Source organism: Nocardia bhagyanarayanae (genome assembly GCF_006716565.1).
Classification (GTDB): Bacteria; Actinomycetota; Actinomycetes; order Mycobacteriales; family Mycobacteriaceae; genus Nocardia; species Nocardia bhagyanarayanae.
In genome coordinates this window covers 3031082-3055052 of record NZ_VFPG01000001.1, presented here as the reverse complement: position 1 = coordinate 3055052, position 23971 = coordinate 3031082, and the positions used below count along the sequence as shown (strand labels likewise).

The window sequence follows — 23971 nt, the reverse complement described above, 5'->3', positions numbered from 1 at the left end:
CTGGCGCGGCGGGGGAATTTGTGCGACGGTGTCGCCAATTCCAGTCGTCAGATTGTGAGCGCCCCCGTGGATCTCGACCATCTCGACCAGCACCCCGCCGATCCCGATCTCCCGTTGATCGGCGAACTCAGCGACCCCCGGCTGAGCCGTCTCGTCCGCACGAGCTTCGGTCTTTCGGCCGAATCGATCGACCTTTTGACCAGCCTCGCCGAGCGACTACGCACGGCCGAGCGGGCGCTGCCCGACCCCGCGTATCTCTGAGGGGGTCTCTTACGGGTACATCGCCACGTAAGCCGTTCTACTGGTACAGCGTCTCGCCGCGGTGGGTGTCGAAGTACTCGCGCACCTCGGAGATCTTGCCGTCCGTGACGACGAAGTTCGCGATGTAGGCGTTGTCGTACTCGTGGCCCGATATCGTGGTCGCCCTGGATCGCCACTCGACGACGGCGTTCGAGTCACCGATGGTCAGACTGAGCAATTCAGTGGTGAACGACCCCGGCTGCATCCGAGCCATCGCGATCGGAAAGAACTCGTCGACGATGGCGTTCGGCCCGTGCCAGATTCCGGAGTTGGGCAGACGGCCCGGTGCGAACCATCGCGCGTCATCGGTGAAGCACTCCTTCAAAAGCATCGGGGATCCCGTCTGGAGTGCGTCGAAGTAACGATGGATGGCGCCCTCGGCGGGGTTCTCGTTGGTCACTGACAAAGCGTAGCCGGGCGCGAACGTTTGTTCGATGGAGAGCTCGTTGTGTTGTCCCGGGTCTCGAGAGTGCCGCTCGACCAACACCCGCGGTCGGCCGTCGGTGCGGGACGGCGGTCGACCGCCGGGGGCGTTGCCCGTGAGATCGTGCTGGTCCCTCAGGTGCGGGGAGTGACGATGTGCGCCAGGTCGAGCAGTCGGTGGGCGCGGGCGATCTCGGCCGGGGTGAACGGCTCGTCGGGCCGTAGGAAGGTCAGCGGTCTTTCGGGTTCGTTCGGCAGTACGAGCGCAGTGCCGTCGGAGGCCTCGTCCTCGAGCCCATTCGGCAGGTACCGAGCACCGAGCAATTCCGCTATGGCGAGCGGCAATTCGTCCGAATCCGCCACCACGCGCGCGGCGACGGCGAGCGCCTTGGTCTGCCCATCGATGAGCGTCAGCGCGGACGCGGGCCACACCCGCACCTTCGCGCCGCCCGCCTTGGTGACCGCCGCGGTGAGGTCGTGCGTGGTGATGTCAGCGGGCGTCGCGACCACCAGTTCGTCCAGCACACCGGACTCCAAGTGGTGCACGTGCACGGTCAGGATATTGGCCTCGCGATCCGCGAGATGCGCGGCCAGCGCCTCGAGCTGACCGGGCCGATCGTCGACGTGCACCCGTATCCGCCACAGGGCGGGCGCCCGATCGGCACGATCGCGGTCCCGCAATTCCGGCCCGTGCAGCCAGGATCCGAGAAACCGCATCGCCGAAGGCTCCACCACCCAGATCACCAGAATCGTGGTCGTGATCGTGAGCAGCAGCACCGCCACCAGATACGACGGATGCCAATGAATCACCAGCGCGTGCAACGCCAATTCCACCGGAAAGACGGCCGCCAGCTTGGCCAGCGCCAAACGGGTCCGTCGTGGATGCGGCAACCGGCCGCACACATCGCACGCCAACGCGTGCACACGGGGTCGAGCTGCGATCGGCCTCATCCCCCGACGATCTTGGTAGAAGATTTCCTTTCCCGTGCGGGCCTGTAACGCGGGCGTGAAACATCGCAGCAAATCCCTTGACCTGCAACAACACTCTCCGTGACACCGCCCACACTCCACCGCGAACGGTGTGCAAACTCACCGTTGCGAAGCACCGCGCTCCACGGAAGGACGACTTGGCCGTGCACAGCGGGCAGCGACCAAGTCGTCCGGCTCTCACTTGGGTGGCGGGACGACCGGGGTGAGGAGCATTCGACCTGTGGTGGAGACGGCGGATACCGGAGCGGACGTGACGGCCCAGAAGTCGTTGGCAGCCAGCATGTTTCCCGCTGAGCGGTCCTCCGCCCCCGCACGGTGCAGCCGCCCGCACGGCAGCGACCCCCTAGCGGACAAAGCCGGGCGTAGTAGTCGACAGCCCGCATGGGCGGAGCGAAGGCCACGTCGGCCGCTTCACGCCTCGGCGGGGCGCGAAAGGTATCCCTACTTGGCGGGTGGCGAGAACGGCGAATTGATGGTGGTGAAGTACTGGATGGCCGCGCCGATGGCGACCGGCGCGGTCACGAAGATCTGCCCGGCGAGGGTGCCCAGTGCGCCGACGGCGATGATGCCGCCCAGACAGCCGACCGCGGCGGCGGGAACGAAGGGACCGAAGAGGCCGATGATGGTGGCCGAGGCGACCGTGGCCCCGACGATGCCGCCGAGGACGCAGCCGACCGCCCCACCACCGAGGCCGCCGACCAGCGTGCCGATGCTGGCGCCCATGCCGATGGTGCTGGTCATGCGCGCCCAAGCCGCTTGCTCGCGCTCGTATTCGCTCTTCCATGGCGCCTTGTCCTCGAAGGGCAGAGCGACCGGCTTGTAGACGGCTTTATCCATCGTCAACTGCGGGGTGAGCGTGGCGGTGCGGCCGGCGATGTCGGCGGCTATGGGGAATTCGAAGTCATCGATGCGCAGCGTGAGCGGGGTCCCCGCGACTACGGTGCCGTCGGCTGCCTCGATCTTCAGCACGTCGTCCTCGACCACCAAGGCTCCGGCGTCGATCTCGATGATCGAGGCGGTGTCGGTCGCGCGTGCCGTGAAGCCGATCGTGTCGGCAGGTTGCGCCGTGGCCGTCCCCGCGACGACGGACAGCGCGGCAATGGCCAGGGCGGCCGGTGCGGCCAGTTTCCTCAACAACATTGATCCTCATCCCAGATACCGGCCGCGCGCGGTGCGCGACCGCAACGCATACTAATGAAAACAGTTTTCATTAGCGCGAGCGGGTGCCGACCAGCACCCGACAGCGCTCAGATCACGTAGGGAATCAACGCTTTCCGCTCGGCCGGGTAGTCGGCGAACTTCTCCTTGTACCAGCGGTGCGTCGCGAACGCGCGCGGCACCAGGTTCCCCGCCGTGATCAGGAAGATCACCACACCCGCCAACGACCAGGTCAGCAGTGCGAACCCGGCCCACGCGATCAACTCCCCGAGATAGGCCGGACTACTCACGAAACGGAAGCCGCCGCCGTAGGGAATGCGGTATTCGGTCGCGCCGGGATCGCTCTTGTCGCGCAGGTTGCGCACGATCGCCTCGGACCGCACCAGCAGCCCGAAACCGCACAGGTACACGACGAGGCCGATCAGGAAACGCGGGTCGGTGAGCCAGTCGGCGCCGTATTGGTTCTTGTAGTCGTGGCTGAAGAACGCGCCGTTGAGGTAGCCGTGCAGCGAGGTCACGAAGACGCCCGCGGCGAGCACGGAGATGTTGAAACTGCTGCGCTTGCCCGGCACCTGCCGAATCGAGAGCGGGAAGAACCAGCCGCGATTGCCGTAGTGCAGCAGCCAGATGCACGCGAGCACCAGGGGCGTCGGCTCGAAGCGATCCGGCCCGCTCAGGTAGAACACCGCGAACACCACGGTGGCGGGCAGCTCCATCAACCACCAGCCCAGCTTGGGATTCAGGTTGAAGCCGACCTTCGTCGAGGCGAAACGCCCGTACGGACTCTGCGCGAACAGGCCGCCGACCAGCACGAAAGCCGCGAAGGCGAAGGCGATCGCGAGCACGGTGTCGTAGGTGGCGTTCCCGGTGTACCAGTCCATCGAGATCCTTCGTCGAACGGGGCGCCGCGCGCGGTCTGCGGTTCGGCGGCACCGAAATTAGAACATGTTCTACCATGGATCCGAGCCGTGGCGAGACTATGGAGGACCCTCATGCCGCTGGACCCGACCGCCGAACACCTGCTGGCGGCCGTTCACGCGTCGCCGCGCGCGGTGGCCGCGCACGACAAGACCGCCTGGGTCGGCCTGTTCGCGGACGATGCCGCGGTACACGACCCGGTCGGCTCGCGCGCGCACATCGGCCGCGTGGCGATCGCGCGGTTCTACGACACCTTCATCGGCCCGAACTCCATCGCGTTCCGGGTGGACCGCGACCTGGTCGCCGGGCAGACGGTGGTCCGTGACCTGCACATCGAGACGACCATGTCCACCGGTGCCACCGTCACCGTGCCGATGCACCTGCGCTACGACTTGGTCGACACCAGCGACGGCTGGCGGATCGCCCGCTTGGCGGCGCACTGGGAACTTCCGGCGATGATCGCGCGACTGCTGCGAACCGGGGTGCCGGGGCTCCTCGCGGGCGCGAAACTCGGCCCGCAACTGGTCGCGAACCTCGGCGTCGACGGCGCGATGGGCATGATGCGGGCATTGCGGAGCGTGGGCAGACCGGGCAAACGCGCCGCGCGCCAGCTGTTCGAGGCGGCGGCCGCGACCGACATCGGCCGCGTGCGCGCGCTGCTCGGCGAGCACGCGGTGGTGGAATTCCCTGCGGGCAACCCGATTTCGGTCGAGGAGTTCACCAATCGCGCCCGCGCCGTGCGCTGGGACAAGCTGATCGCCGCGGGCCGCACCGTCAGCGCGAGCGTGCGGCTCGGCGAGTCGCACGGCGTGGCATTCGTCGAATTCGAGGCGAGCGGCCCCCGCATCACCGGCGTGACGGTCTTTCTCGACGCGAATCTATAGCGCGCTCGCGGACTGGACGCCCCAGACGGCGCGGGCCCCGGAATCGCCGACGCGGTAGCACAGCACACCCGCGGCGATGCCCGCGACGAGCGCGAGGATCGCCAGCAGCGCCGCCGGTCCGCGACCGATCGGCCGGCCCCGCAGCTCGAGCAGGTGAGTCGCGACCACCAGCACCGCGATCACCAGCAGCGCCACGGCGAAGTAGACCATGCTGCGTCCGAGCTCGATGTGGGTGCGCAGCGCGTCGCTCGGGGACGGGAACCGCTCGGCCAGCGTCTCGCCCGCGTCGGCGGTGACCGGGGTGAGCACCGTACCGACGAGTGCGAGGGCCGCGACCAGCCAGACCAATCGCCGCCGCACCGCGGGCACGAGCGCGGACAGCACCAGCAGCAGCGCCGTCAGCGGCACCAGGACGACCACCCCGTGGACCAGCAGCACGTGCGCGGGCAAACCGTTGATCGTCTGCATGGGGGCGCCCTCCTCGTGTGTTCACCCGTTCCACGGAATCCGCCGCGCGATGGTTCACGGGTGGCGCCCCATCGGAAGAATTTGGGCCGCACAGGTTCGTCTTCCGCGCCAATTTCCCGGCCGAGCTCCGGCCGATACGTTGAATGGGACTGCCGCGCCGGAATTCCGGTCCGAATCCGCCGCACCGCGGCGCCCGAGCCGTGCGCCGCGCGCGTGAAAGGACGAACACGAATGAGCGTGGGCATCGCAGAAGACGCAGCCGCACCGGTCACCGAGCTGTATCCGGATCCGCTACGACCGCTGATTCCCGAGCAGGATCCGTTCTACGTGGCGCCGCCGCACCTGGACCGGTACTCCCCCGGCGCGATCCTGCGCACCCGTCGCGTCGAGCTCGCCCTGTTCGGCGTTGTACCGCAGCGCATTTCGGCGTGGCAACTGCTCTACCGGACCTGCGATCTGAACGGCGTCCCCGAGGTCGCGGTGACCACGGTGCTGCTGCCGTGGGGCGCCGACCCGACGGCGCCGCGCTCGCTGGTGTCGTTCCAATGCGCGATCGACGGCGTCTCCTCCCGCTGTTTCCCCTCCTACGCCCTGCGCCGAGGGGCGCGGGCGCTGGGCGCGATCCCGCAGCTCGAGCTACCGGTCATCGCCGGGGCGCTGGCGCGGGGGTGGGCGGTGTCGGTCCCCGATCACGGCGGCATGTCGGGACAGTTCGGCGTGGCCCGCGAGCCGGGCTACCGCTCCCTCGACGGCATCCGGGCGGCGCTGAACTTCGCCCCGCTCGGCCTGAGCCCCACCACGCCGGTGGGCCTGTGGGGGTATTCGGGCGGCGGCCTGGCCACCGCGTGGGCGGCGGAGCTCGCCGCCGAGTACGCGCCGGAGCTGACGATCGTCGGCGCGGTGGCCGGTTCCCCGGTCGGCGATCCGGCGTCGGCGTTCACCCGGCTCAACGGCACCTTCCTCTCCGGTTTCGCCACCGTCTGCGTCGCGGCGCTGCGCCGGGCCTATCCCGCGCTGGACCGGCTGCTGCTCGACGAGGTGAACCCGGAGTTCCTCGGCCTGCTCGCCCAGGCCGAGTCGCGCACCACCTTCGAGCTGATTCCGCGGTTCGCGGGCAAGAACATCGACAAGTACAGCCGCACCACGTTCGAGGAGCTGCTCGCGCGGCCGGAGATGCGCTACGTCCTCGACGACATCCGCCCCGGCGCGCAGGCCCCCGCCATGCCGATGCTGGTGGTGCAGGGCGTCAACGACGAACTCATCGCCGTCGCCGACGTCGACGCGCACGTCGAGCGTTATGTCGCGGCCGGGGCCGCCATCCGATATCTGCGCGACCGGCTGAGCCTGCACCTGCCTCTTCTCTACATCGGCACCCCGTTCACCATGAACTGGCTCGCCGACCGCTTCGACCAGCGCGACACCGGCCCGACCGGCACCGACACGGTGTGGTCGGTCGCCTTCGGCCGCCGAGAGGCGTTGGGTCACTTGCGTTTCGCCAAGCTGTTCGGCCGGATGCTCGCCTCCCGCCCGATCATCGCGGCCGGCGGACCGACATCGCCCGCACTGCCGCGCCGAACGGTGGCCTGAGCCGGTGGCGACTCAGAGCTGACCGGTCACGCTCGCAAGATCGCGAGTTCCTCGGCGAGCACCTTCACCGCGTAGCGGATCTGCTCCTCGGTATGGCATGTGGTGATGAAGAACCGCAGCCGGGCTTTGTCCTCCGGCACGGCCGGGTGCAGGATCGGGTTGACGTTGATTCCCCTGCGCAGCAAAGCGTTCGACAGCGCGAGCGTCCGCATCGAGTCGCCGATGATGCACGGAACGATCGGGGTGTCGTGGCTGTCGCCGGTGTCGATGCCCGCCTCCTCGGCGAGTTCGAGGAACATCCGCGACAGACCGCGCAGCCGATCGAAAACTCCAGGTTCCGAACGCATCTGGCGCAGCGCCGCCAGCGAGGCGGCGGCGTTGGCCGGAGTGATGCCGACGCTGTAGACGAATCCGGGGGTGGTGTACTTCAGGAAGCGGATCAGTTCCCGGCTGCCCGCGACGTAACCGCCGCAACCCGCGAACGCCTTCGACATGGTCCCGGACCACAGCTCCACCTCGGCACGGTCGACGCCGAAGTACTCGCCGACGCCGCCGCCGCTGGCACCGAGCACGCCGACGCTGTGCGCCTCGTCGATCATCAGCAACGCCTTGTGCTTCTTCTTGACCTCGATGATCGCGGGCAGATTCGGGATGTCGCCGTCCTGGCTGTAGACGCCCTCGATCACGATCAGGACCCGCCGGTAGCGGCCACGGATGTCGGTGAGTATGCGGTCCAGCGCGGAGTGGTCGTTGTGCGGGAACGGCCGCCGGGTGGCGCCGGAGAGCTTGCAGCCCTGCAAGATGCTGTCGTGGGCCAGGCTGTCGTGGACGATCAGGTCCTCGGGACCGACGACGTGCCCGATGACTGTCACATTGGTGGCGTGGCCGCTGGTCAGCGTGATCGCGTCCTCGGTGCCGAGCAGCGCGGCGAGCTCCTGTTCCAGCTCGGCGTGGATCGTCTTCTCACCCGAGAGGAGGCGGCTCGCCGAGACGGAACTGCCGTACCGCGCCACCGCGTCCTGCACCGCGGCGGTCACGGCCGGATGCCCGGACATGCCGAGGTAGTTGAAGCTGGAAAAGTTCAGCACCTCGTGGCCTTCGACGACCGACGTGTCCCGGGTGACTCCGTCGTTGATCAAGAAGTAGGGGTTGGACACGCCGGACTTCTCGGCCAGGTCGATGCGGTCGGAGATCGCCTGTACTTCGGGGAAGTCCGCGATGCGGTACTGCGGCTCCACGTCGGAGCGATCCGGTATGTCGAGCATCGCTTTCGCCGTGACACTTTCGGGAAGCACTGTTGCCGGGACGCTTTCGGTTCCGCCGACGTGCGACGCGACGAGCCCGATCACGTCACCGAGAGTCGTCGCCTCCGTGAACCAACTCGGCTCGATGACGAGGCCCGGGACTTTGCGCGCGAGACCGCTGAACAGGTCGGCGGTCATAATCGAGTCGAAACCCATTTCGCCGCAGATCGTTTCGCGGTCCTTCAGCTTTTCGACCGGAAATCCGCTGACTCGCGCGGCCTCGGCGCGCACCACGGCCGCCGCATCGATGCCCGCGCCGACTCGCCCTGACTCGCCGAGAAGGCGGGGCTGGGTCGGCTGCGTCGCCACCTCCGCGTTGGCGGCCGCCGCCAGCACCGCGGCCTGCTCGCGGAAGAGGGCGATGAGTTGATCCATGGTGGTTTCCTCGGTGTGTTGCCTTGCGGAAGTGCTGGTTTCGGGTGCTGGGTTCGTTGTTTCAGGAGCGGTCGGCGTCACGTCGACCTGCGTCCAGAACCGGTGGCTCGTGTCGAACTCGTATCCGCCGACGCGCTGCCGGACCCGGGCGGCGGGTTCGTACAGCGCGTCCCAGTGCGGATCGAGTCCGTCGCGGTAGAGCGCGGCGATCGTGTCCGCCAATTCGTCGCCGGTGGCCCGCGGTCCCGGGCAGGGCGTCAGCATCGGCACCGAGAGTCCGGGATGGGCCCGGCCGATCATCGGTGCGAGCGTGCGCTTCGGGCCGATTTCGATCAGATGCGTCGGCTCGGTGGTCAGCGCGGCGGTCGCCGCGTCGGCGAAACGCACTGTGGCGCCGATGTGTTCGACCCAGTACTCGGCGTCCATCGGATCGTCGGCGCCGAGCAGGCGGCCGCGCAACGTCGAGTAGATCGGGATGCTCGGCGGGTTGTACGCGCAGTCGCGCGCGACCTGCGCGAACTCGTCACGCATGGGCGCCATCAGCGGCGAGTGGAAGGCATGCGAGACGGTCAGCGGGCGAACGGTGACACCGCGATCCGTCAGCACCGCGCCGACACGGGCGATCGACTCGGCGGCACCCGACAGCACGGTCTCGCGCGGACCGTTGACGGCGGCGAGCGCCACGTCGGGCTCTCCCGCGATCAGCTCGGCGACCGCGTCGGCCGTCGCGCGGACCGCGAGCATCGCGCCGCCGCCGGGCAGTCGCTGCATGAGTCGCCCGCGGGCGGCGACGAGCCGACACGCGTCGTCGAGGGAGAACACCCCGGCGACGGCGGCCGCGGCGAACTCGCCGATGCTGTGACCGACCAGCCACGCGGGCTCGACGCCGAGTTCGGTGAGCGCCCTGGCCATGGCGTATTCGACCGCGAAGATCGCGGGCTGCGCGAACTCGGTGCGGTGCACGATCTCGTCGTCGCCGAGCAGCAATTCGGCCACCGATCGGTGCAGGTGCGCGGTCATCCGCTCGTCCACCTCGGCGAGTGCGCGCCGGTACGCCGGGGACGCCTCGCGCAGCGCGCGTGACATGCCGGGATACTGCGCGCCTTGGCCGGTGAACAACCAGCCGATCGACGGTCGTCGGGCGACACCGGAGTAGGTTTCGAGTGCGGCGTCGTCGGCGCAGGCACGCAGCGCCTCGACCGCCCGGCCGCGATCCCGCACCACGAGCGACAAGCGGTGGCGGCCCGAGGACTTCACCTCGTTGCTCGACCAGCACAACCGGCTCAACGCGACGGAATCCCGCTCCACGACTTCCGCTAGCCGAAAAACGTTGCGCCGCAGCCCCTCACGATCGTTCGACGACAGCGTGAGCACGCCACCGCCATCCGCCTCGACCGTGCGCGGCGTAGGCGGAGCGCTCGCGAGCACCATGTGCGCGTTGGTGCCGCCCATGCCGAAGCTGGAGACCGCACCGTGAATCCGGCCGTCCGGCAATGTCATCGGCTCGGCGAGCAGCCGCAGACCCTGCTCGGCCATGCGCAGCCGCGCGTTCTCGTCCGCCGCGTACCTCGTGGGCGGCACCACGCGGTGGTGCAGGCTCAACGCCGCCTTGATCAATCCCGCGATCCCGGCGGCGCCCTCGGTGTGGCCGAGATTGCCCTTGATCGAGCCAAGCGCACAAGGGCGCTCGCGCCGCGCCGCGTGCACCGCGCCCAACGCCTTGACCTCGATCATGTCGCCGAGCACCGTTCCGGTGCCGTGCGCCTCCAGGAAGGCGACCTGCGCCGCGTCGACCCCCGCACGTCGGTACGCCTCGGCGACGACCTGCTGCTGCGCCCATCGGTTCGGGGCGGTGATCCCGTTGCTGCGGCCGTCGTTGTTCACCGCACTGCCCTTGATTACAGCGTAGATCGGCAGCCCATCCGCCTGTGCGTCCGCGAGCCTGCGCAGCACGAGCACCGCGACGCCCTCGCCGCGGCCGATGCCGTCGGCCTTCCCGCTGAACGGTTTGCAGCGACCGTCCGGCGCGGAGAGGCCCGCCTGCGTGTAGAAGACGTTGAGCGCCGGGGTCACCGCGATATTGACGCCCGCGGCGAGCGCCTGATCGCACTCTCCGGCGCGCAGCGCGACGCAGGCCTGATGGACGGCGACCAGCGACGACGAGCACGCGGTGTCGACCGCCATGCTCGGTCCCGTCAGGTCGAGCTGATAGGACAGCCGGTTGGCCGTCATGAAATAGCCGTTGCCCGAACCCATTTGCGGGGTGATGCGCGCGTAGTCGCGCATGTGCACGGTGGCCCATTCATTGGCCATGACACCGACGAACACACCGGTGTTCGAGCCCGCCTGCCGCCGCGGGTCAAGCGTGGCGTCCTCGAAAGCCCGCCACGCGGACTGCAGCAGCAGCCGCTGCTGCGGATCCATCGCCTCGGCCTCACGCGGCGCGATGCCGAAGAACTCGTTGTCGAACGCGTCGGCGTCGGCGAGGAAGCCGCCGGTGCGGTGGTCGACCCGGCCGCTCCCACCGGCGGGATCGTGGAAATCGTCCACATTCCAACGCTCGGCCGGAACCTGCGCGATCGCGTCTCCGCCCGCCATGAGCAGCGCCCACAGCGCCCGCGCATCCGGCGCCTGCGGGAAGCGGCAGTCGATGCCGACGATCGCGATCGCGTCACTCGGCTCCGTCGCCCGCGCGGCTTTCCCGCATGTCATCCACTCGGTGCGTCGGCTCATGCCTGCACCTCGCCGACGCTCGCCTCCGGCATGCGCTCACTTCGTTCGCTCATGCGGCGAGCCCGAGTCGGTCGGCGACCTGGTCGGTGATGTACACGGCCAGGTCGATGATCGTCGGGTACTCGAACACGATCGTCGGGTCCAGGTCGAGATCCCACTCGTCCTCGATCTCGCCGCAGATGTTCACCGCGGACACCGAATCGAGGCCCAACTCGGCCAGCGGAAGGGTGGGATCGATATCGCGCGCCGAGCGGCCGAGGTAGTCGGCGACCCGCGCGGTGATCCAGTCGGCGACGAGGGCGCCCTGCTGGGCCAGCACAAGTGTTCTCATCTGCGGTGATCTCCTGAGTCTTGTCGGTGCTTCGGTCAGACGGTGGCGAGAGCGCGGGCGCGCAGACGCTGGACGGACGGTTCGATCTCCTCGTGCAGCACGCCGTCGACCGTGTTGTCCAGGAACGCGGACCGCATCGAATTGCGTTGCACCTTGCCGCTGGTCGTGCGGTGCACCGCGCGATGCTCGACCAGCACCACGTTCGGCGCGGGCAGGTCGAAACCGCGCGACACCATCGCCCGGATCCGGGCGGACAATTCGACCGAAGGCAGCTCACCCAGCGCGGCGGTGCGCACGCCTTGGACGACCAGCAGTCGCTCCTGGTCTCCCGCGTCGATCGACAGCACGACGCCGGGCGCGTCGGCAACGGCCGGATGGGCGTCGCGCACGGCCTCCTCGATGTCGTGCGGATACAGGTTGCGGCCGTTCATGATGATCAGGTCCTTCAGCCGCCCGGTGATGAAGAGTTCACCCTCGTGGCGGGCGCCGAGATCGCCGGTCCGCAGATACGGCCCCGCGCCTTCGGTGTAGGCGGCGAACCTCTCGCGCGTATCCTCCGGCCGATTCCAATATCCCTGCGCCACACTGGGTCCGCCGATCCAGATCTCGCCGACCTCACCGTCCGGCAGTGTCCGCAGGGTCGCGGGGTCGACGATCCGGATGTCGAGACCCGGCGCCGCCGTACCGCAGCTCACCAAGCGAGTTCCATTGTCGGCGGGGACGATTCGATGACGTTCCAGTTCCGCCGTGTCGACGTCGAGGTACACCGGCGGATGCCCGACCCGAGCCGCGGTCGCCATCAGCGTCACCTCGGCCATGCCGTAGACGGGAAGGAAAGCGTCGGGCGCGAATCCGGCGGGGCCGAGCCGCTCGATCACCGCGTCGAGCGTGCGGGCGCGGACCGGTTCCGCGCCGTTCAACACCGCGCGCAGCGTGGACAGGTCGAGTCCCGCGAGCTGTGCGTCGGTCACCCGGCGAGCGATCAGCTCGTAGGCGAAGTTCGGCGCCACCGTGATGTGCGCGCGGTACCGATCGACCGCCTCGAGCAGCCGGACCGGGCGCTTCAGGAAGGTCGTCGGCGACATGAAGACCAACCGGCCGCCCGCGAACAGCGGCTGCAGCAGCATCCCGATCAGTCCCATGTCGTGGAAGTGCGGCAGCCAGCCGGCGACGGTCGTTTCGTCGTCCATGGAGCTCGCCGCGCCGATAGCGGCCTCGTTGTGCACGAGGTTGCCGTGCGAGACGACAACGCCCTTGGGCTCGCTGGTGGAACCCGAGGTGTACTGCAGGAAGGCGGTGGAGTCCGCGGTCAGCGCGGGCACGACCCACGCGTCCGGATCGCCGAGCGGCTCGTCGGTGGCCGCGACCGCGACACCCGATTCGTCGCTGTCGCGCAGCCACGCGGCCAGCAGCTCGCGGAATTCGGCCGTGGTGAGAATCAGCCGGGCGCCCGCGTCGTTCAGCATGCCGAGCACGCGCCGGGTGCTGCGCGCGTCGTGCGGCGCGGGGGCGGGTACGGCGATCACCCCGGCATAGAGGCAGCCGAGGAAGGCGCGCAGGAACTCGAGGCCGGGCGGGTAGAGCAGCAACACCGGCCGGTCGGCCTCGTCGCGTCGTGCCAGCCACTCGGCCAGCGCCCTGGCCTCCCGGTCCAGCTCCCGGTAGGTGGCGACCTCCTCGACCAGCTCCCGGCCGACCTCCCGCAGATAGGTGTACGACCTGGTGTCGCCGTAAGCGGCTACCTGCCCTCGCACGTGTGCGACAAAGTTGGAATGCATCCGGCGAACTCCTGGCGAGGGTGACTCGTGTATCGGGGGTGAAGGTGAGGTCTGGCCTGTCCCGTGTACCGGCCTCGATAGCTATCGTCCGCTCGCAACTTCTCGGCAAATAGGCACCAAAGGTGTGGAGCGCGCCCACCCCGGGGGTCCGCGCCATGCCTCGGGGGTACGGGGTGCACGCGACGTGCGGCCTCGGCACCCGCTCCCGAGCGGGCCGGATGCATGCGGTCGGCCGATCATCGGCCAAGTGGTGCGGGTCACGACCGTTGGATCAGCGTCTGTGAGCCGCAGTCAATTGAAAGGCGCGGGGCGACCGCTGCCGCGCCCGCAAGGTGGGCATCGCCGCGCTCGCCAACGCGAAGCTACGTTCAGCTTCGGTCGAGACCATCGCGATGCGTGCGGCCTCCCCCGCCCTGGTGGACGCGTAGGACCTGTTCACCCCGGCGCCGAACCCGGGAAGGACGAAGTGCCCGCCGCCGCTCGCCCTCGCGGGGCGACATCGGGCGCGGCGGGCTGACCGACGCGGGACGCGTGCCCGCCAATTGCTGTCGGTCGGGATTCCCGCCGTCGACGCCCTCCAGCCGGTCGAAGATCACCGCGCCCGAGCAGCCGACGAGGGCACGGACGCGTGCGCGGATCCGGGACAACGCGAACAATGCGACGGCAGGGCGTGAAGCCGCGCGGGTGAAGACGACCACGCGACCTGTCGCCGGGCAGCGTCAGTGTTTCGTGTGGCGTCCGCTATTCGTTCTCGGCCACAAAGAAATTCGCGGCGATGGGCTCGAGTTCCTGTGAATGCGCGAATCGGAGTGGATCGAATTTCGGGCGGCCGAGTTGCCGGACGCCCATTTCCTCCGCCTGCCGGTAGACCACGAGCACATATCGGTGCGGCCCCGAGCCCTTGGGCGGGGTCGGACCGGCATACGGCACGATCTCGGAACCGCGCGCGATATCGAGTCCCGGAATGTCGCCCACCGCCCAGTGCAGCCAGCACAGTCCGTGCGACGTCGACCTCGACGGCGCGTCCACGTCGAACATCAGAACCGCGTACGCGGCGGATTCACCGTCCGGCACCGACCATTCCAGATCGGGCGCGCTCGCCGTCTGCTCGACCGAGAGTTTCCCGCCCGGCGACACCGGCACACCGCCGTATTTCGCGGATACCTCGTCGCCCGGAAACGCATCGATCTGGTCCGGGACCAATCGCTCGCGCCGCAACGCGGCCAGGAGTGCCTCATTGGCGTTCACGTCCTGGATTATTACGCGATCAATGCTTTCGACCCGACAAGACGCGCCGCCGGACACCGATACGTCGGCACGACCGGCACTTCAGAGTTCGGCGACGCAGACCACGAAACGGCGTTGGTTGTAGACGAATCCGTAATTGCCGGAGGCGCATTGGTTGACGTCGGTGACGCCCTGTTTGACTTCCAGCACCCGCACGCCCTTGGCCGTACCCCCTGCGGCGCAATCGATGTGTTTCGGATTGCCCGCGCCGAGTTCCATGCAGCCACCGACGACCCAGTCGATGTCCATGCACAGCGATCCCTGCTCGACCCCGCGCACACGCTGGCCGTAGGACTGGTCGGCGTCGGCCGGGCATTTCCCGTCGGCGGGCACCTTGTCGAAGACCTTGTAGCTCGAAGTGCCGCCACCGCAGGCGGCTTTCTCGATCCCCTCTTCGCCGGCGCCGAGCACCACGCAGTCACCGACATTCATCAGAATCGCGGTCGGGGCCTTGCTGGCCGGGCTGAGCTCGCCATCGGCGATGGGCTCCGAGCGGACCGGATCGGGCTCGCGGGTCGTCGACGGCGTCGCCGAAACCGTTGCCACCCTGGTGGTCTCGACGAGTTGCGGGCTCGCGCTGCTCGTGGGCTCCGGCTCGTCCATGGCGAACGCGACCATGATCGTCAGGCCGGTGCACAGCGCGCAGACCAGCATGAATGCCGCGAGCGCGAAACCGGCACGAACACGTTGGCGCGACACGTCTCGCCCTCCACAGCTGTCACGCTTCGAACCCCGCCCCTGACGAGATCTGAAGTCTGAAACTTGCACTCTGAAACTCACGAAATGCTTACACGACTCCGGCTGGGATGTCGAATCCGGGCATTTCGGTCAACCGACTAGGTCACGAATGGGCAACGATTCGACCGATTTCCTGCCGAATCCGGGTGTAGTCCAAAGAGTTTCGGACGCTGTGTAGCCCGCGCGCTATACAGTCACCCGCCATCCGGCCACGGGAGCCGGATATCTCGTCAAAAGGAATTCAGCATGAAGTTCGGCATGCTTGCCACAACGACACTCTTGACCGCCGCCGTCGTCGGCCTCGCCGCGGGCACTGTGCACGCTAACCCCACTGAGCAGCAGGAGGTTTCGGCGTCGGGCGTCGACCAGGGAGTCGGCTATCGCACTGTACTGTCGGATGCCTCGCGCATCGTCACCACGACCGTCGACAGCGGCCGGTTCGAGATCGCCGAGGGCGGCGCGAAGGTGGTGCTGAAGTCCGACCGCGGCGAGGTCGTCACCGACGTGCCGCTGACCTACGAACTCTCCGGACACCGCCTGTCGGTGGCGAACGAGATCAGCGAAGACGGACGGAAGCTGAAGCTCACGCCGACGGTCGACGCGAAGGCGATCGGCGAGATGCAGCCGGTCGACTCGCAGGCGCGCCTCGCCACGGAGATCAACAAGAACGTGGTCGGTCTCGTGGCGGGCGGAGTGCTGGGCGGCCTGATCGGCGCGGTGCTCGGCCTCGGCTTCTTCAGCATCATCACCGGACCCATCGGCGCGGTCGTCGGCGCGATCGCCGGCGGCTACATCATGGGCGGCCAGCCGTTCATGGACGCGATGTCGGCCGCCATCAGCGGCCAGCCCTGATCTCGAACCGAGACGAAAATGACTCGAGGCCGGAGAGGAATCTCTCCGGCCTCGAGCCGTTTGTAGCGGGGACAGGATTTGAACCTGCGACCTCTGGGTTATGAGCCCAGCGAGCTACCGAGCTGCTCCACCCCGCGTCGGTGAACACCAGATTACACACGTCTACGCGGGGAAGGCAAATCGCTTACCGAGAAGCTCGTTCGGCCAGGTCAGCGCGCCATCCAGAGTTCAGGCACCGCAAGTGGCAGTCCCAACGACGCCGAAATGCGCACGTCGCCGCAGCGAGCGGCAACTCGTCGACACCGTTCCACAGGCGTGAGAGTCGACGCGGACGGGCTGGGCGACAGAGGGAACATTGCGCATTCGGTCCGCATATCGGCGGCCGTCGACGCCCATTTTTCGCAAGCCGACCGACCAGTTCCGCGCTTCAAACGTGACAGCGGTCACTATTTCGTGGTGATCTCGCACACATAACGGTGCTATAACGTACCGTCCAGAACTCGCGCTCGAGGCATTTCTTACCTGGGAATTCGCGGATTTTCACGTTATTCGCTTCATGCAATTCCCGGAGTTATCAAGATGTGATCTGCCGAGATTTCTTCGTTACGGTCGGTCCACGGCCCGGATCAACCGTGATGGGCTCGAACTCGAACCGCCGAACACCGGCGACCCTGTCCCGCGGTTCGAGGATCCCCGACCTCCTGGGGACAGGGACGCGGCGGCACTCGTCGAGTCGGTGGGCGCAGGGAGGGAAACCACCATGTCTGAGAACCGGAAGTTCAGCACCCGCGCCCTCGGCCTCGCCGCCATCACCGGCGCCTTTGTTGCCGTCCCGTTCGCGATCTCCACCGCCTCGGCCTCCGCCGCCACCCACAACTGGGACGGCGTCGCCCAGTGCGAGAGCGGTGGCAACTGGGGGATCAACACCGGTAACGGCTACTACGGTGGCCTGCAGTTCTCGCACAGCACCTGGACCGCCAACGGCGGCACCGGCTACGCCCACAACGCCAGCAAGGAAGAGCAGATCCGGGTCGCCGAGAACGTGCTCGCCACCCAGGGCGTCGGCGCCTGGCCGTCCTGCGGCCGGTACCTGCAGGCGGGCCAGTCCGCTCCGGAGCCGGAGCCCGAGGCCGTCGCCCCCGCGCTTCCCGTCCCCGCGCCCGAGCTTCCCGCCCCCGCGGTCGAGCAGAGCCAGGACATCGTCGAGCAGGTCAAGAGCACCGGCGCCGAGCTGGCCAAGCAGTACGGCCTGGAGGGCCAGTACCAGCAGCTGCTGTCGCAGCACAGCGCGCTGATCGACTCGCTGGGCAACTGACGCCGAAACCCCGTCACCGCACCAGCACACAGAAGCGGCGCTGCCATCACTGGGGATGGCAGCGCCGCTTCTTGTTTCTCGGTGCCGCTCGGGCTCAGCGACCGCTAGCTTCGTACGCCTTGATCGCCTGCTCCAGCCTGCTGAACGCCGCACCGAGACTGGCGAGGTCACCGCTGCGCTGGGCGTCGCGCACATTGCGCAAGGCGGCGTCCAGTTCCACGACCGCCGCGTCCTTGGCGTTCGGCGGCGGCGGGGTCGTCCCCTGGGCAGGCGGCGGCGCGGTGACGTCCTGGTTCGGCGGCGGGGTCGTCCCCTGTTGGTTCGGCGTCTCGGCCTTCGGCGCCGTCGCGGCGCTGCCGCTGCCGGGGAAGATCTTCTCGAGCGCGGCGGCGAGCGTCGGCTCGTAGCCGACGAGCACCGACCCGGTCGCGGGATCGCGATAGCTCACGAGCACGCGGGCCAGCTGGGGGAAGGTCGAGGTGTTCGGTCCGCTGTTGCGTTCGGTGTACAGCGGCTCGACGTAGAGAATGCCGCCGTCCGCGATCGGCAGGGTGAGCAGATTGCCGTATTTGATCTTGTTGGAGCCCTGCAACAGCGTCTTGTCGCGCGAGACCTCGTCGTTGATGGTCATCGTGTTCTGCGTTTGCTGCGGACCCTGCGTCTGCGAATCCGTCGGCAACTGCAAGACCGTGAACTTGCCGTAGTTCTGCGGATCCGAGCTCACCGAGATATAGGCCGACAGGTACTGCCGGTTGAAGCCGACCATAGCGCTGGTCAGATTGAACTCCGGCCGTCCGGTCTTCGGGTCACCGACGAGCGCGTAGTACGGCGGCTGCTTGAAGGTGCCGCCCTCGATCGTCGGATCGCTGGGCACCGACCAGAACGCGTTGTTGGTGAAGAACTCTCGGGGATCGTTCACGTGGTACTTGCTGAGCATCTCGCGCTGCACCTTGAACAGGTCCTCGGGGTAGCGGAAGTGCGAGCGCAGTTCCGCCGAGATGTCGCCTTCCGGCTTCACCGCGTTCGGGAACACCCCGCGCCAAGCCTTCAGCACCGGATCGGCGCTGTCCACCTCGTACAGGGTGACGGTGCCGTCGTAGGCGTCGACGGTCGCCTTCACCGAGTTGCGGATGTAGCTGACCTCCTTGCGGGGCAGCAGCCGTCCGGTCTTCTTGTCGACGCTGTCCTCGACCGCGCCCTCCAGCGAGGTGCTCTGCGCGTACGGGTAGTTGTCCAGCGTGGTGTAGGCGTCCACGATCCACACGATGCGCTTGTCCACCACCGCGGGGTAGGCGTTGCCGTCGGCGGTCAGCCAGGGCGCGACCTTCTCGACCCGCTCGCGCGGATCGCGGTTGAAGATGATCTTGGAGTCGTCACCGATGGCGCCGGAGAACAGAATGTTGCGCTCGGCGTACTTGGCGGCGAAGGCGAGCCGGTTGAACCAGGACCCGATCGGCACGCCGCCGGAACCGGTGTAGGTGTACTGCACGTTGTCCAGGTCGTATTCGCGCGCGGGCTGCCCTGCCGCGCCGACGATGGCGTAGTCGGCGTCGGACTGGGAGATCAGCTCACCGAAGTAGATTCGCGGCTGGTCGACCTTGATGGCCTGGCGGTCCTGCGGCGTGGAGATGTCGCTGACGAAGCTCATCGGGCCGTCGTCGAACACCGGAGAACCGCTGTCGCTGCTGCCCGCGACGGTCGCGTCCTTGGCCGCCGCCTTGTTGATGCGGTTGGCCGGGGCGGCGACGAAGCCGTTGCCGTGGGTATAGACGGTGTGCCGGTTGATCCAGTCGGTCTGGTTGTCCTTGAGGCTCTGCGGCTCCAGCTCACGCGCCGCGACGATGTAGTCCTGGACCTCGTCGCCGATGGTGTAGCGGTCGATGTCGAGCGGGTTGGGGAAGCCGTAGAAGTTCTTCAGCTGGCGCAGCTGAGTGAAGGTGGGCGACAGGATGTTCGGGTCGAGCAGCCGGATGTTGGAGATGGTGGTGCGGTCGGCGGGAACGTCGCGCGGGTTCTTGGTGCCGTCGCCCTTGTAGTTCTGGTACTCGACCTTGTCGTCGGTGATGCCGAACGCCTGCCTGGTCGCGGCGATGTTGCGCTCGATGTATTCCGACTCCTTGTCCGCGGCGTTCGGGCGCACCGAGAACTGCTCGACCACCAGCGGCCACACCGCGCCGACCAGGATCGAGGAGAGCACGAGCAGCGCGGCGGCCATGGCGGGCACCCGCAGGTCGCGAAGCACGATCCCCGCGAAGAATGCCAGCGCGCAGATCACCGCGATGGACAGCAGGATCAGCTTGGCGGGCAGCACCGCGTTGATGTCGGTGAACGAACCGCCGGTGAAGGTGGGCTCCTTGCGTGCGCTGGAAAGCAGCTCGTAGCGGTCGAACCAGTACGCGATCGCCTTGAGCAGCACGAAGATTCCGGCCAGCACCGCGAGCTGGATGCGCGCGGGCTTGGTGAGCGTCCCCTCGCGCCCGCTCAGCCGCAGGCCGCCGAAGATGTAGTGCGTCACCAGGTTCGCGAAGAACGCGATGACCACCGCGACGAAGAGCCAGTTCAGCACCATCCGGTAGAACGGCAGATCGAAGGCGTAGAAGCCGACGTCGAGGCCGAACTGCGGATCCGTCTCGCCGAACGAGCCGCCGTTGAGGAACAGCTGCACCGTCACCCAGTTCGACTGCGCCACCAGGCCGGAGAGCAGACCGAGCAGCACCGGGATGCCGATGCCGAACAGCCTGAGCTTGCTCATCACGGTGGTGCGGTAGCGCGCGATCGGATCGTTCGGCCCGGCGACGGGGACGAACACCGGCCTGGTCCGATAGGCCAGCAGCAACGCAAGCCAGACCACGAGACCGACGAACACCGCCACCGCGAGGAACAGCAGGATGCGGGTCCGCAGCACGGTGAGATACACGTCGCGGAAACCGACCTCACCGAACCACAGCCAGTTGGTGTAGGTGTCGGTCAGCCGCGGTCCCAACAGCAGCAACGCCGCCAGGATGATGGCCGCCACCAGCAGCACTCGGCTGCGTCGGGACAACGAAGGTAAGCCGGTTGGGGGCCGCATGCCCACGGTGCCACTCTCCAGGGTCCGGCGGCGCGCGACCGGCGTATTCGGTCGGTGCGCCGCATTCCGACGTTGCGGTTCGGTCCTCGCGGACCGTCTGGCGCCCACTCTACGGAAACGGACATCGCGACGTCGTGTGTGGCCTCGGTGAGCTCGGCGGAACCGATTTCGGTGGCTTCGCCGATCGGCTCGCGGCGGTGATGCGAGGATGTCCACCGTGAACGCCGATCTGCACGCCGAGGTTGTCCTGTCCCGCGCCGTCCGGGAAGTCGCGGAGTTCGCCGACGCCGAGGGCTGGGGCCGTCCGCCGCAGATGTTCGCGCTGGTGCCGACCGCCGATCTGGTCGCGGCCGAGCCGGGCCTGCTCGATCAGATCGACCAGGGCGACGAGCTGACGCCGATCGCGCAGGAGCCGTTGCCCGACGACATCACCGGCGGTTCGATGGCCCTCGACGAATTCCTCGCCACCACGAGCTGGCCGCCCGCCGTCAAAGGCTGTGTGCTGGTGCAGGAGATCGTGGTCCTGCCGCCGGACGCCGAGAGCACCCTCGACGACGCGCTTGCCCCGCTGCTCGCCGACCACGAGGCCGCCGACGCCGCGGCCCGCGCCGCCGCCGAGGCGCATCCCGGCCGTCGCGAGGCGCGCCTGTTCGCCGCCGTGCTGCGCGACGGCGCGTCGCTGTCGCTGTTGCAGGTGCGCCCGCAGGACGACGAGGACGATTTCGGCGATCTCGACCTGCGGACCTACCCGAACCTGGCGCCGAACCTCATCGAGGCGCTGCACCACACGCTGGACTGATCGGCCGCGGGATCAGCCGCAGCTCGGCGCCTCGGCGCCCGCGTTGATCGCGTTCAGCGACTGCACCGCGCCGTCGAGCGTCTCCACCTTGACAAGGCGCAAGCCTTCGGGGGTGCGCTGCCTGGCCTCGTTGCAGTTGGCCGCGGGCACCAGGAAGGTCTCGGCGCCCGCCTCGCGCGCGGCCATCATCTTGTATTGGATGCCGCCGATCGGGCCGACCGCGCCTTCCTTGTCGATGGTGCCGGTGCCCGCGACGAACTTGCCGCCGTCCAGATCGCCGGGGCTCAGCTTGTCGATCAGGGCGAGGCTGAACATCAGGCCCGCCGACGGGCCGCCGATGTCGGCGAGGTTGAAGGTGACCCCCATGGGCGGCAGCGCGCCCTCGCCCGGTGTGACGCCGAGGTAGCCCTTGGCCGGGTCGTCCGGACGCGCGCCCAGGGTGACGATCTCGGTCCGCTCGGCGTTGTCGCGGCGGACCACCACGCTCAGGCGGCTGCCCGGGGGCAGCGAGGACACCGCGGACACGAGGTCTTTGGGGGTCGCGATGGGCGCGCCGTCGACGCTGACGATCTGGTCACCGGGGCGAAGCACGTCCTTGGCCGGGGCGTCGTCGCCGACGTTGCGGATCAGTACGACGGTCGGCAGCTTCAGGTAGTGCAGCGCCGCGACCTCGGCGTTGCCCTCGGAGTCCTTGAACTCCTGCTGGTTGGACTTGTCGATCTCCTCGCGCGGCACGCCGGGCGGATACACCTCGGCGCGCGGGACGAGACCGTGCTGGCCGCTCACCCAGAAGCCGAAGGCCTCGAACAGGTTCAGCCCGTCGCGCACCGCCACCGTGGTCATGTTCAGGTGCCCGCTCGTCGGATCGAGTTCGGCGCCGACCACGTCGACGACCTGCTTGCCGTCGACCTCGCCGAGCGTGTTGAAGGTGGGCCCGGGTCCGAGCGCGACGAACGGCACCTTGACCACGGTGCCGATGACACCCAGCACGAGCACCGGAACGAGCGCGGCCAGGAGGGTGAGGATCCGACGATTCACCCCGCCCACCATAGTGATCCTCCCCGGCGGCGGACGGCGCAGGCGCGGAATCCGCGCCGCGCGCCGCACGCTCGTTCGCTGTGCGCGTAAAGGACCCGCCAGCTGGTCGAGCACGGGCCGCCCACGTCGCGCGCCGATTGTCCGCGCGTAACGTTAGAGGCATGACTGACTTCCCGTTCGGATTCTCGAACCGTGACGACGACGACGCGCGCAAGCGCGGCGAGGAGCCGAACGGTCCCGGGGCGAACAATCCGTTCGGCTTCCCGATCGGCGGCGGCGCGGCGGGATTCGACCCCGCGCAGCTCGGCCAGATGCTGACCTCGCTCGGTCAAATGCTCAGCGGCATGGGGCAACCCGGCGGCGCGTCCGCGGGTCCGGTCAACTACGACGTCGCCAAGCGCCTGGCGCGCCAGCAGCTCGGCTCCGGTGTGACGCCCGTCTCGGCGAGCACCCAGAAGGCGGTGGCCGACGCGGCGCGCCTCGCCGAACTATGGCTCGACGGCGCGACGACGCTGCCCGCCGGCGCGACGAAGACCGTGGCGTGGACGGCCAACGACTGGATCGAGGAGACGCTGTCCACCTGGAAGCGGTTGTGCGACCCGGTCGCCGAGCAGATCGCGGGCATGTGGACCGCGCAACTACCCGAGGAGGCCAGGGAATTCGCCGCGCCGATGGTCGGCATGCTCGGCCAGATGGGCGGCCTCGCGTTCGGCTCGCAGCTCGGCCAGGCGCTCGGCCAGCTGGCCAAGGAGGTGCTGACCTCCACCGATATCGGTCTGCCGCTCGGCCCGACCGGCACCGGCGCGCTGCTGCCCACCGCGATCGCGGAGTTCAGCGCGGGCTTGGAACAGCCGGAGAGCGAGATCCTGGTGTTCCTCGCGGCGCGGGAAGCGGCCCACCAGCGGCTGTTCGCGCACGTGCCGTGGTTGCGCCAGCAGGTGCTCGGCGCGGTCGAGGACTACGCGCGCGGCATCAAGATGGACTTCTCCGCGCTCGAGCAGGCCGCCCAGGGCATCGACCCGATGTCGCTGACCGACCCGTCGAAGCTCGAGGAGATCCTGGCGCAGGGCGCGTTCGAACCGCAGACCACGCCGGAGCAGAAGCAGGCGCTGGAACGGCTCGAGACACTGCTCGCCCTGATCGAGGGCTGGGTGCAGGTCGTGGTGATCGACGCGGTCGGCGACCGGCTGCCCGGCGCGGGCGCGCTGGCGGAGACGCTGCGCCGCCGCCGCGCCACCGGCGGGCCCGCCGAGCAGACCTTCGCCACCCTGGTCGGCCTGGAGTTGCGGCCGCGCAAGCTGCGCGAGGCGGCGCAGCTGTGGCGTCGGCTGACCACCGACGCGGGTATCGACGCCCGCGACGGCGTCTGGGCGCACCCGGACCTGCTGCCCGACTCCGATGACCTGGACAACCCCGCAGGCTTCATCGACTCGGTCATCGGCGGCGGCGCGACCGCGTTCGACGACCCGCTGGCGCAGCTGGCGGAGACCGAGGCGCGCGAGCGCGCGGAGGCCGAGCGCGAGGGCGGCGACGGACCGGACGCACCCGACCTGGGCAAGGACGACGACAAGTCCTGAGAATTTCCCCTGTGAACAGCGCGAATTCCTGTGGATAACCTCGGGT

At 68.5% G+C, this 23971-nt stretch carries 19 protein-coding genes and 1 tRNA gene; 7 read left to right on the top strand and 13 right to left on the bottom strand.

The annotated features are described in order from the left end of the window. The first annotated feature begins 54 nt into the window (after nucleotides 1–54). Nucleotides 55–261 carry a hypothetical protein gene (locus FB390_RS13000; protein WP_141809187.1) on the top strand — a complete coding sequence of 69 codons (207 nt, stop codon included), beginning with the start codon at nucleotides 55–57 and terminating at the stop codon, nucleotides 259–261. A 37-nt stretch (nucleotides 262–298) separates the two neighbouring features. On the opposite strand, the gene FB390_RS12995 is transcribed toward FB390_RS13000, so the two are convergent. The 4 genes from FB390_RS12995 to FB390_RS12980 all read right to left on the bottom strand — a co-directional run bounded on the left by FB390_RS12995 (nucleotide 299) and on the right by FB390_RS12980 (nucleotide 3752). Beyond that, entirely contained in the window at nucleotides 299–700 is a 402-nt protein-coding gene (locus FB390_RS12995) for a nuclear transport factor 2 family protein (protein ID WP_141809186.1), read from the bottom strand. Between the two features lie 158 nt (nucleotides 701–858). Further along, the gene (locus tag FB390_RS12990) at nucleotides 859–1674 is read right to left on the bottom strand and encodes an ACT domain-containing protein (protein WP_141809185.1); all 816 of its coding nucleotides are present in this window, start codon (nucleotides 1672–1674) and stop codon (nucleotides 859–861) included. A 480-nt stretch (nucleotides 1675–2154) separates the two neighbouring features. After that, nucleotides 2155–2853, bottom strand: a complete 699-nt coding sequence (locus tag FB390_RS12985) for a DUF8020 domain-containing protein (protein WP_141809184.1) — start codon at nucleotides 2851–2853, stop codon at nucleotides 2155–2157. Nucleotides 2854–2960: 107 nt separating this feature from the next. Then, nucleotides 2961–3752: a phosphatidylethanolamine N-methyltransferase family domain-containing protein gene (locus tag FB390_RS12980; protein ID WP_141809183.1), complete on the bottom strand. Its 792-nt coding sequence runs from the start codon at nucleotides 3750–3752 to the stop codon at nucleotides 2961–2963. A 111-nt stretch (nucleotides 3753–3863) separates the two neighbouring features. Between FB390_RS12980 and FB390_RS12975 the strand changes: the two genes are divergently transcribed. Continuing rightward, nucleotides 3864–4673, top strand: coding sequence for a nuclear transport factor 2 family protein (locus tag FB390_RS12975; protein ID WP_141809182.1), 810 nt, complete (start codon nucleotides 3864–3866; stop codon nucleotides 4671–4673). Here FB390_RS12975 and FB390_RS12970 read toward each other — a convergent pair. After that, nucleotides 4668–5141, bottom strand: a complete 474-nt coding sequence (locus tag FB390_RS12970) for a DUF2231 domain-containing protein (RefSeq protein ID WP_141809181.1) — start codon at nucleotides 5139–5141, stop codon at nucleotides 4668–4670. The two genes, FB390_RS12975 and FB390_RS12970, sit on opposite strands and share 6 nt — an antisense overlap. Nucleotides 5142–5372: 231 nt before the next feature. Here FB390_RS12970 and FB390_RS12965 point away from each other — a divergent pair, with 231 nt between their 5' ends. Next, nucleotides 5373–6728 (top strand): lipase family protein, encoded by a 1356-nt coding sequence (locus FB390_RS12965; RefSeq protein WP_141809180.1) that lies wholly within the window; start codon nucleotides 5373–5375, stop codon nucleotides 6726–6728. A gap of 26 nt (nucleotides 6729–6754) precedes the next feature. Here the strand turns inward: FB390_RS12965 and FB390_RS12960 are convergent, their stop codons facing one another. The 5 genes from FB390_RS12960 to lppU all read right to left on the bottom strand — a co-directional run bounded on the left by FB390_RS12960 (nucleotide 6755) and on the right by lppU (nucleotide 15235). Beyond that, nucleotides 6755–11119: a type I polyketide synthase gene (locus FB390_RS12960; RefSeq protein WP_141811728.1), complete on the bottom strand. Its 4365-nt coding sequence runs from the start codon at nucleotides 11117–11119 to the stop codon at nucleotides 6755–6757. A 70-nt stretch (nucleotides 11120–11189) separates the two neighbouring features. After that, nucleotides 11190–11471: an acyl carrier protein gene (locus tag FB390_RS12955; RefSeq protein WP_141809179.1), complete on the bottom strand. Its 282-nt coding sequence runs from the start codon at nucleotides 11469–11471 to the stop codon at nucleotides 11190–11192. A gap of 35 nt (nucleotides 11472–11506) precedes the next feature. Further along, nucleotides 11507–13249, bottom strand: a complete 1743-nt coding sequence (locus tag FB390_RS12950; protein WP_141809178.1) for a fatty acyl-AMP ligase — start codon at nucleotides 13247–13249, stop codon at nucleotides 11507–11509. A gap of 741 nt (nucleotides 13250–13990) precedes the next feature. Continuing rightward, complete coding sequence (locus tag FB390_RS12945) at nucleotides 13991–14554, bottom strand: YbhB/YbcL family Raf kinase inhibitor-like protein (RefSeq protein WP_141809177.1); 564 nt, start codon at nucleotides 14552–14554, stop codon at nucleotides 13991–13993. 24 nt (nucleotides 14555–14578) lie between these two features. After that, nucleotides 14579–15235: an LppU family putative lipoprotein gene (lppU, locus tag FB390_RS12940; protein WP_141809176.1), complete on the bottom strand. Its 657-nt coding sequence runs from the start codon at nucleotides 15233–15235 to the stop codon at nucleotides 14579–14581. A 285-nt stretch (nucleotides 15236–15520) separates the two neighbouring features. Between lppU and FB390_RS12935 the strand changes: the two genes are divergently transcribed. Further along, nucleotides 15521–16126, top strand: coding sequence for a DUF8020 domain-containing protein (locus FB390_RS12935; RefSeq protein ID WP_141809175.1), 606 nt, complete (start codon nucleotides 15521–15523; stop codon nucleotides 16124–16126). Between the two features lie 63 nt (nucleotides 16127–16189). On the opposite strand, the gene FB390_RS12930 is transcribed toward FB390_RS12935, so the two are convergent. Then, nucleotides 16190–16263: transfer RNA gene (locus tag FB390_RS12930), tRNA-Met, on the bottom strand. A gap of 623 nt (nucleotides 16264–16886) precedes the next feature. Here FB390_RS12930 and FB390_RS12925 point away from each other — a divergent pair. Then, the gene (locus FB390_RS12925) at nucleotides 16887–17441 is read left to right on the top strand and encodes a transglycosylase family protein (RefSeq protein ID WP_141809174.1); all 555 of its coding nucleotides are present in this window, start codon (nucleotides 16887–16889) and stop codon (nucleotides 17439–17441) included. Nucleotides 17442–17535: 94 nt separating this feature from the next. On the opposite strand, the gene FB390_RS12920 is transcribed toward FB390_RS12925, so the two are convergent. Beyond that, nucleotides 17536–20517, bottom strand: coding sequence for a UPF0182 family protein (locus tag FB390_RS12920; RefSeq protein ID WP_141809173.1), 2982 nt, complete (start codon nucleotides 20515–20517; stop codon nucleotides 17536–17538). Nucleotides 20518–20719: 202 nt separating this feature from the next. Between FB390_RS12920 and FB390_RS12915 the strand changes: the two genes are divergently transcribed. Continuing rightward, nucleotides 20720–21310 (top strand): PPA1309 family protein, encoded by a 591-nt coding sequence (locus FB390_RS12915; protein WP_141809172.1) that lies wholly within the window; start codon nucleotides 20720–20722, stop codon nucleotides 21308–21310. A 12-nt stretch (nucleotides 21311–21322) separates the two neighbouring features. Here the strand turns inward: FB390_RS12915 and FB390_RS12910 are convergent, their stop codons facing one another. Next, entirely contained in the window at nucleotides 21323–22348 is a 1026-nt protein-coding gene (locus tag FB390_RS12910; protein WP_185757022.1) for a YlbL family protein, read from the bottom strand. A 161-nt stretch (nucleotides 22349–22509) separates the two neighbouring features. On the opposite strand from FB390_RS12910, the gene FB390_RS12905 reads away from it, so the two are divergent. Next, nucleotides 22510–23925, top strand: coding sequence for a zinc-dependent metalloprotease (locus FB390_RS12905; protein WP_141809170.1), 1416 nt, complete (start codon nucleotides 22510–22512; stop codon nucleotides 23923–23925). Nucleotides 23926–23971: the final 46 nt, after the last annotated feature.

What these genes read in the sequence shown, in the direction of transcription:
- FB390_RS12990 (WP_141809185.1), bottom strand. Translation starts at nt 1,674, where the DNA reads ATGAGGCCGATCGCAGCTCGACCCCGTGTGCACGCGTTGGCGTGCGAT.
- FB390_RS12985 (WP_141809184.1), bottom strand. Translation starts at nt 2,853, where the DNA reads ATGTTGTTGAGGAAACTGGCCGCACCGGCCGCCCTGGCCATTGCCGCG.
- FB390_RS12980 (WP_141809183.1), bottom strand. Translation starts at nt 3,752, where the DNA reads ATGGACTGGTACACCGGGAACGCCACCTACGACACCGTGCTCGCGATC.
- FB390_RS12975 (WP_141809182.1), top strand. Translation starts at nt 3,864, where the DNA reads ATGCCGCTGGACCCGACCGCCGAACACCTGCTGGCGGCCGTTCACGCG.
- FB390_RS12970 (WP_141809181.1), bottom strand. Translation starts at nt 5,141, where the DNA reads ATGCAGACGATCAACGGTTTGCCCGCGCACGTGCTGCTGGTCCACGGG.
- FB390_RS12965 (WP_141809180.1), top strand. Translation starts at nt 5,373, where the DNA reads ATGAGCGTGGGCATCGCAGAAGACGCAGCCGCACCGGTCACCGAGCTG.
- FB390_RS12960 (WP_141811728.1), bottom strand. Translation starts at nt 11,119, where the DNA reads ATGACATGCGGGAAAGCCGCGCGGGCGACGGAGCCGAGTGACGCGATC.
- FB390_RS12955 (WP_141809179.1), bottom strand. Translation starts at nt 11,471, where the DNA reads ATGAGAACACTTGTGCTGGCCCAGCAGGGCGCCCTCGTCGCCGACTGG.
- FB390_RS12950 (WP_141809178.1), bottom strand. Translation starts at nt 13,249, where the DNA reads ATGCATTCCAACTTTGTCGCACACGTGCGAGGGCAGGTAGCCGCTTAC.
- FB390_RS12935 (WP_141809175.1), top strand. Translation starts at nt 15,521, where the DNA reads ATGAAGTTCGGCATGCTTGCCACAACGACACTCTTGACCGCCGCCGTC.
- FB390_RS12925 (WP_141809174.1), top strand. Translation starts at nt 16,887, where the DNA reads ATGTCTGAGAACCGGAAGTTCAGCACCCGCGCCCTCGGCCTCGCCGCC.
- FB390_RS12915 (WP_141809172.1), top strand. Translation starts at nt 20,720, where the DNA reads ATGTCCACCGTGAACGCCGATCTGCACGCCGAGGTTGTCCTGTCCCGC.
- FB390_RS12905 (WP_141809170.1), top strand. Translation starts at nt 22,510, where the DNA reads ATGACTGACTTCCCGTTCGGATTCTCGAACCGTGACGACGACGACGCG.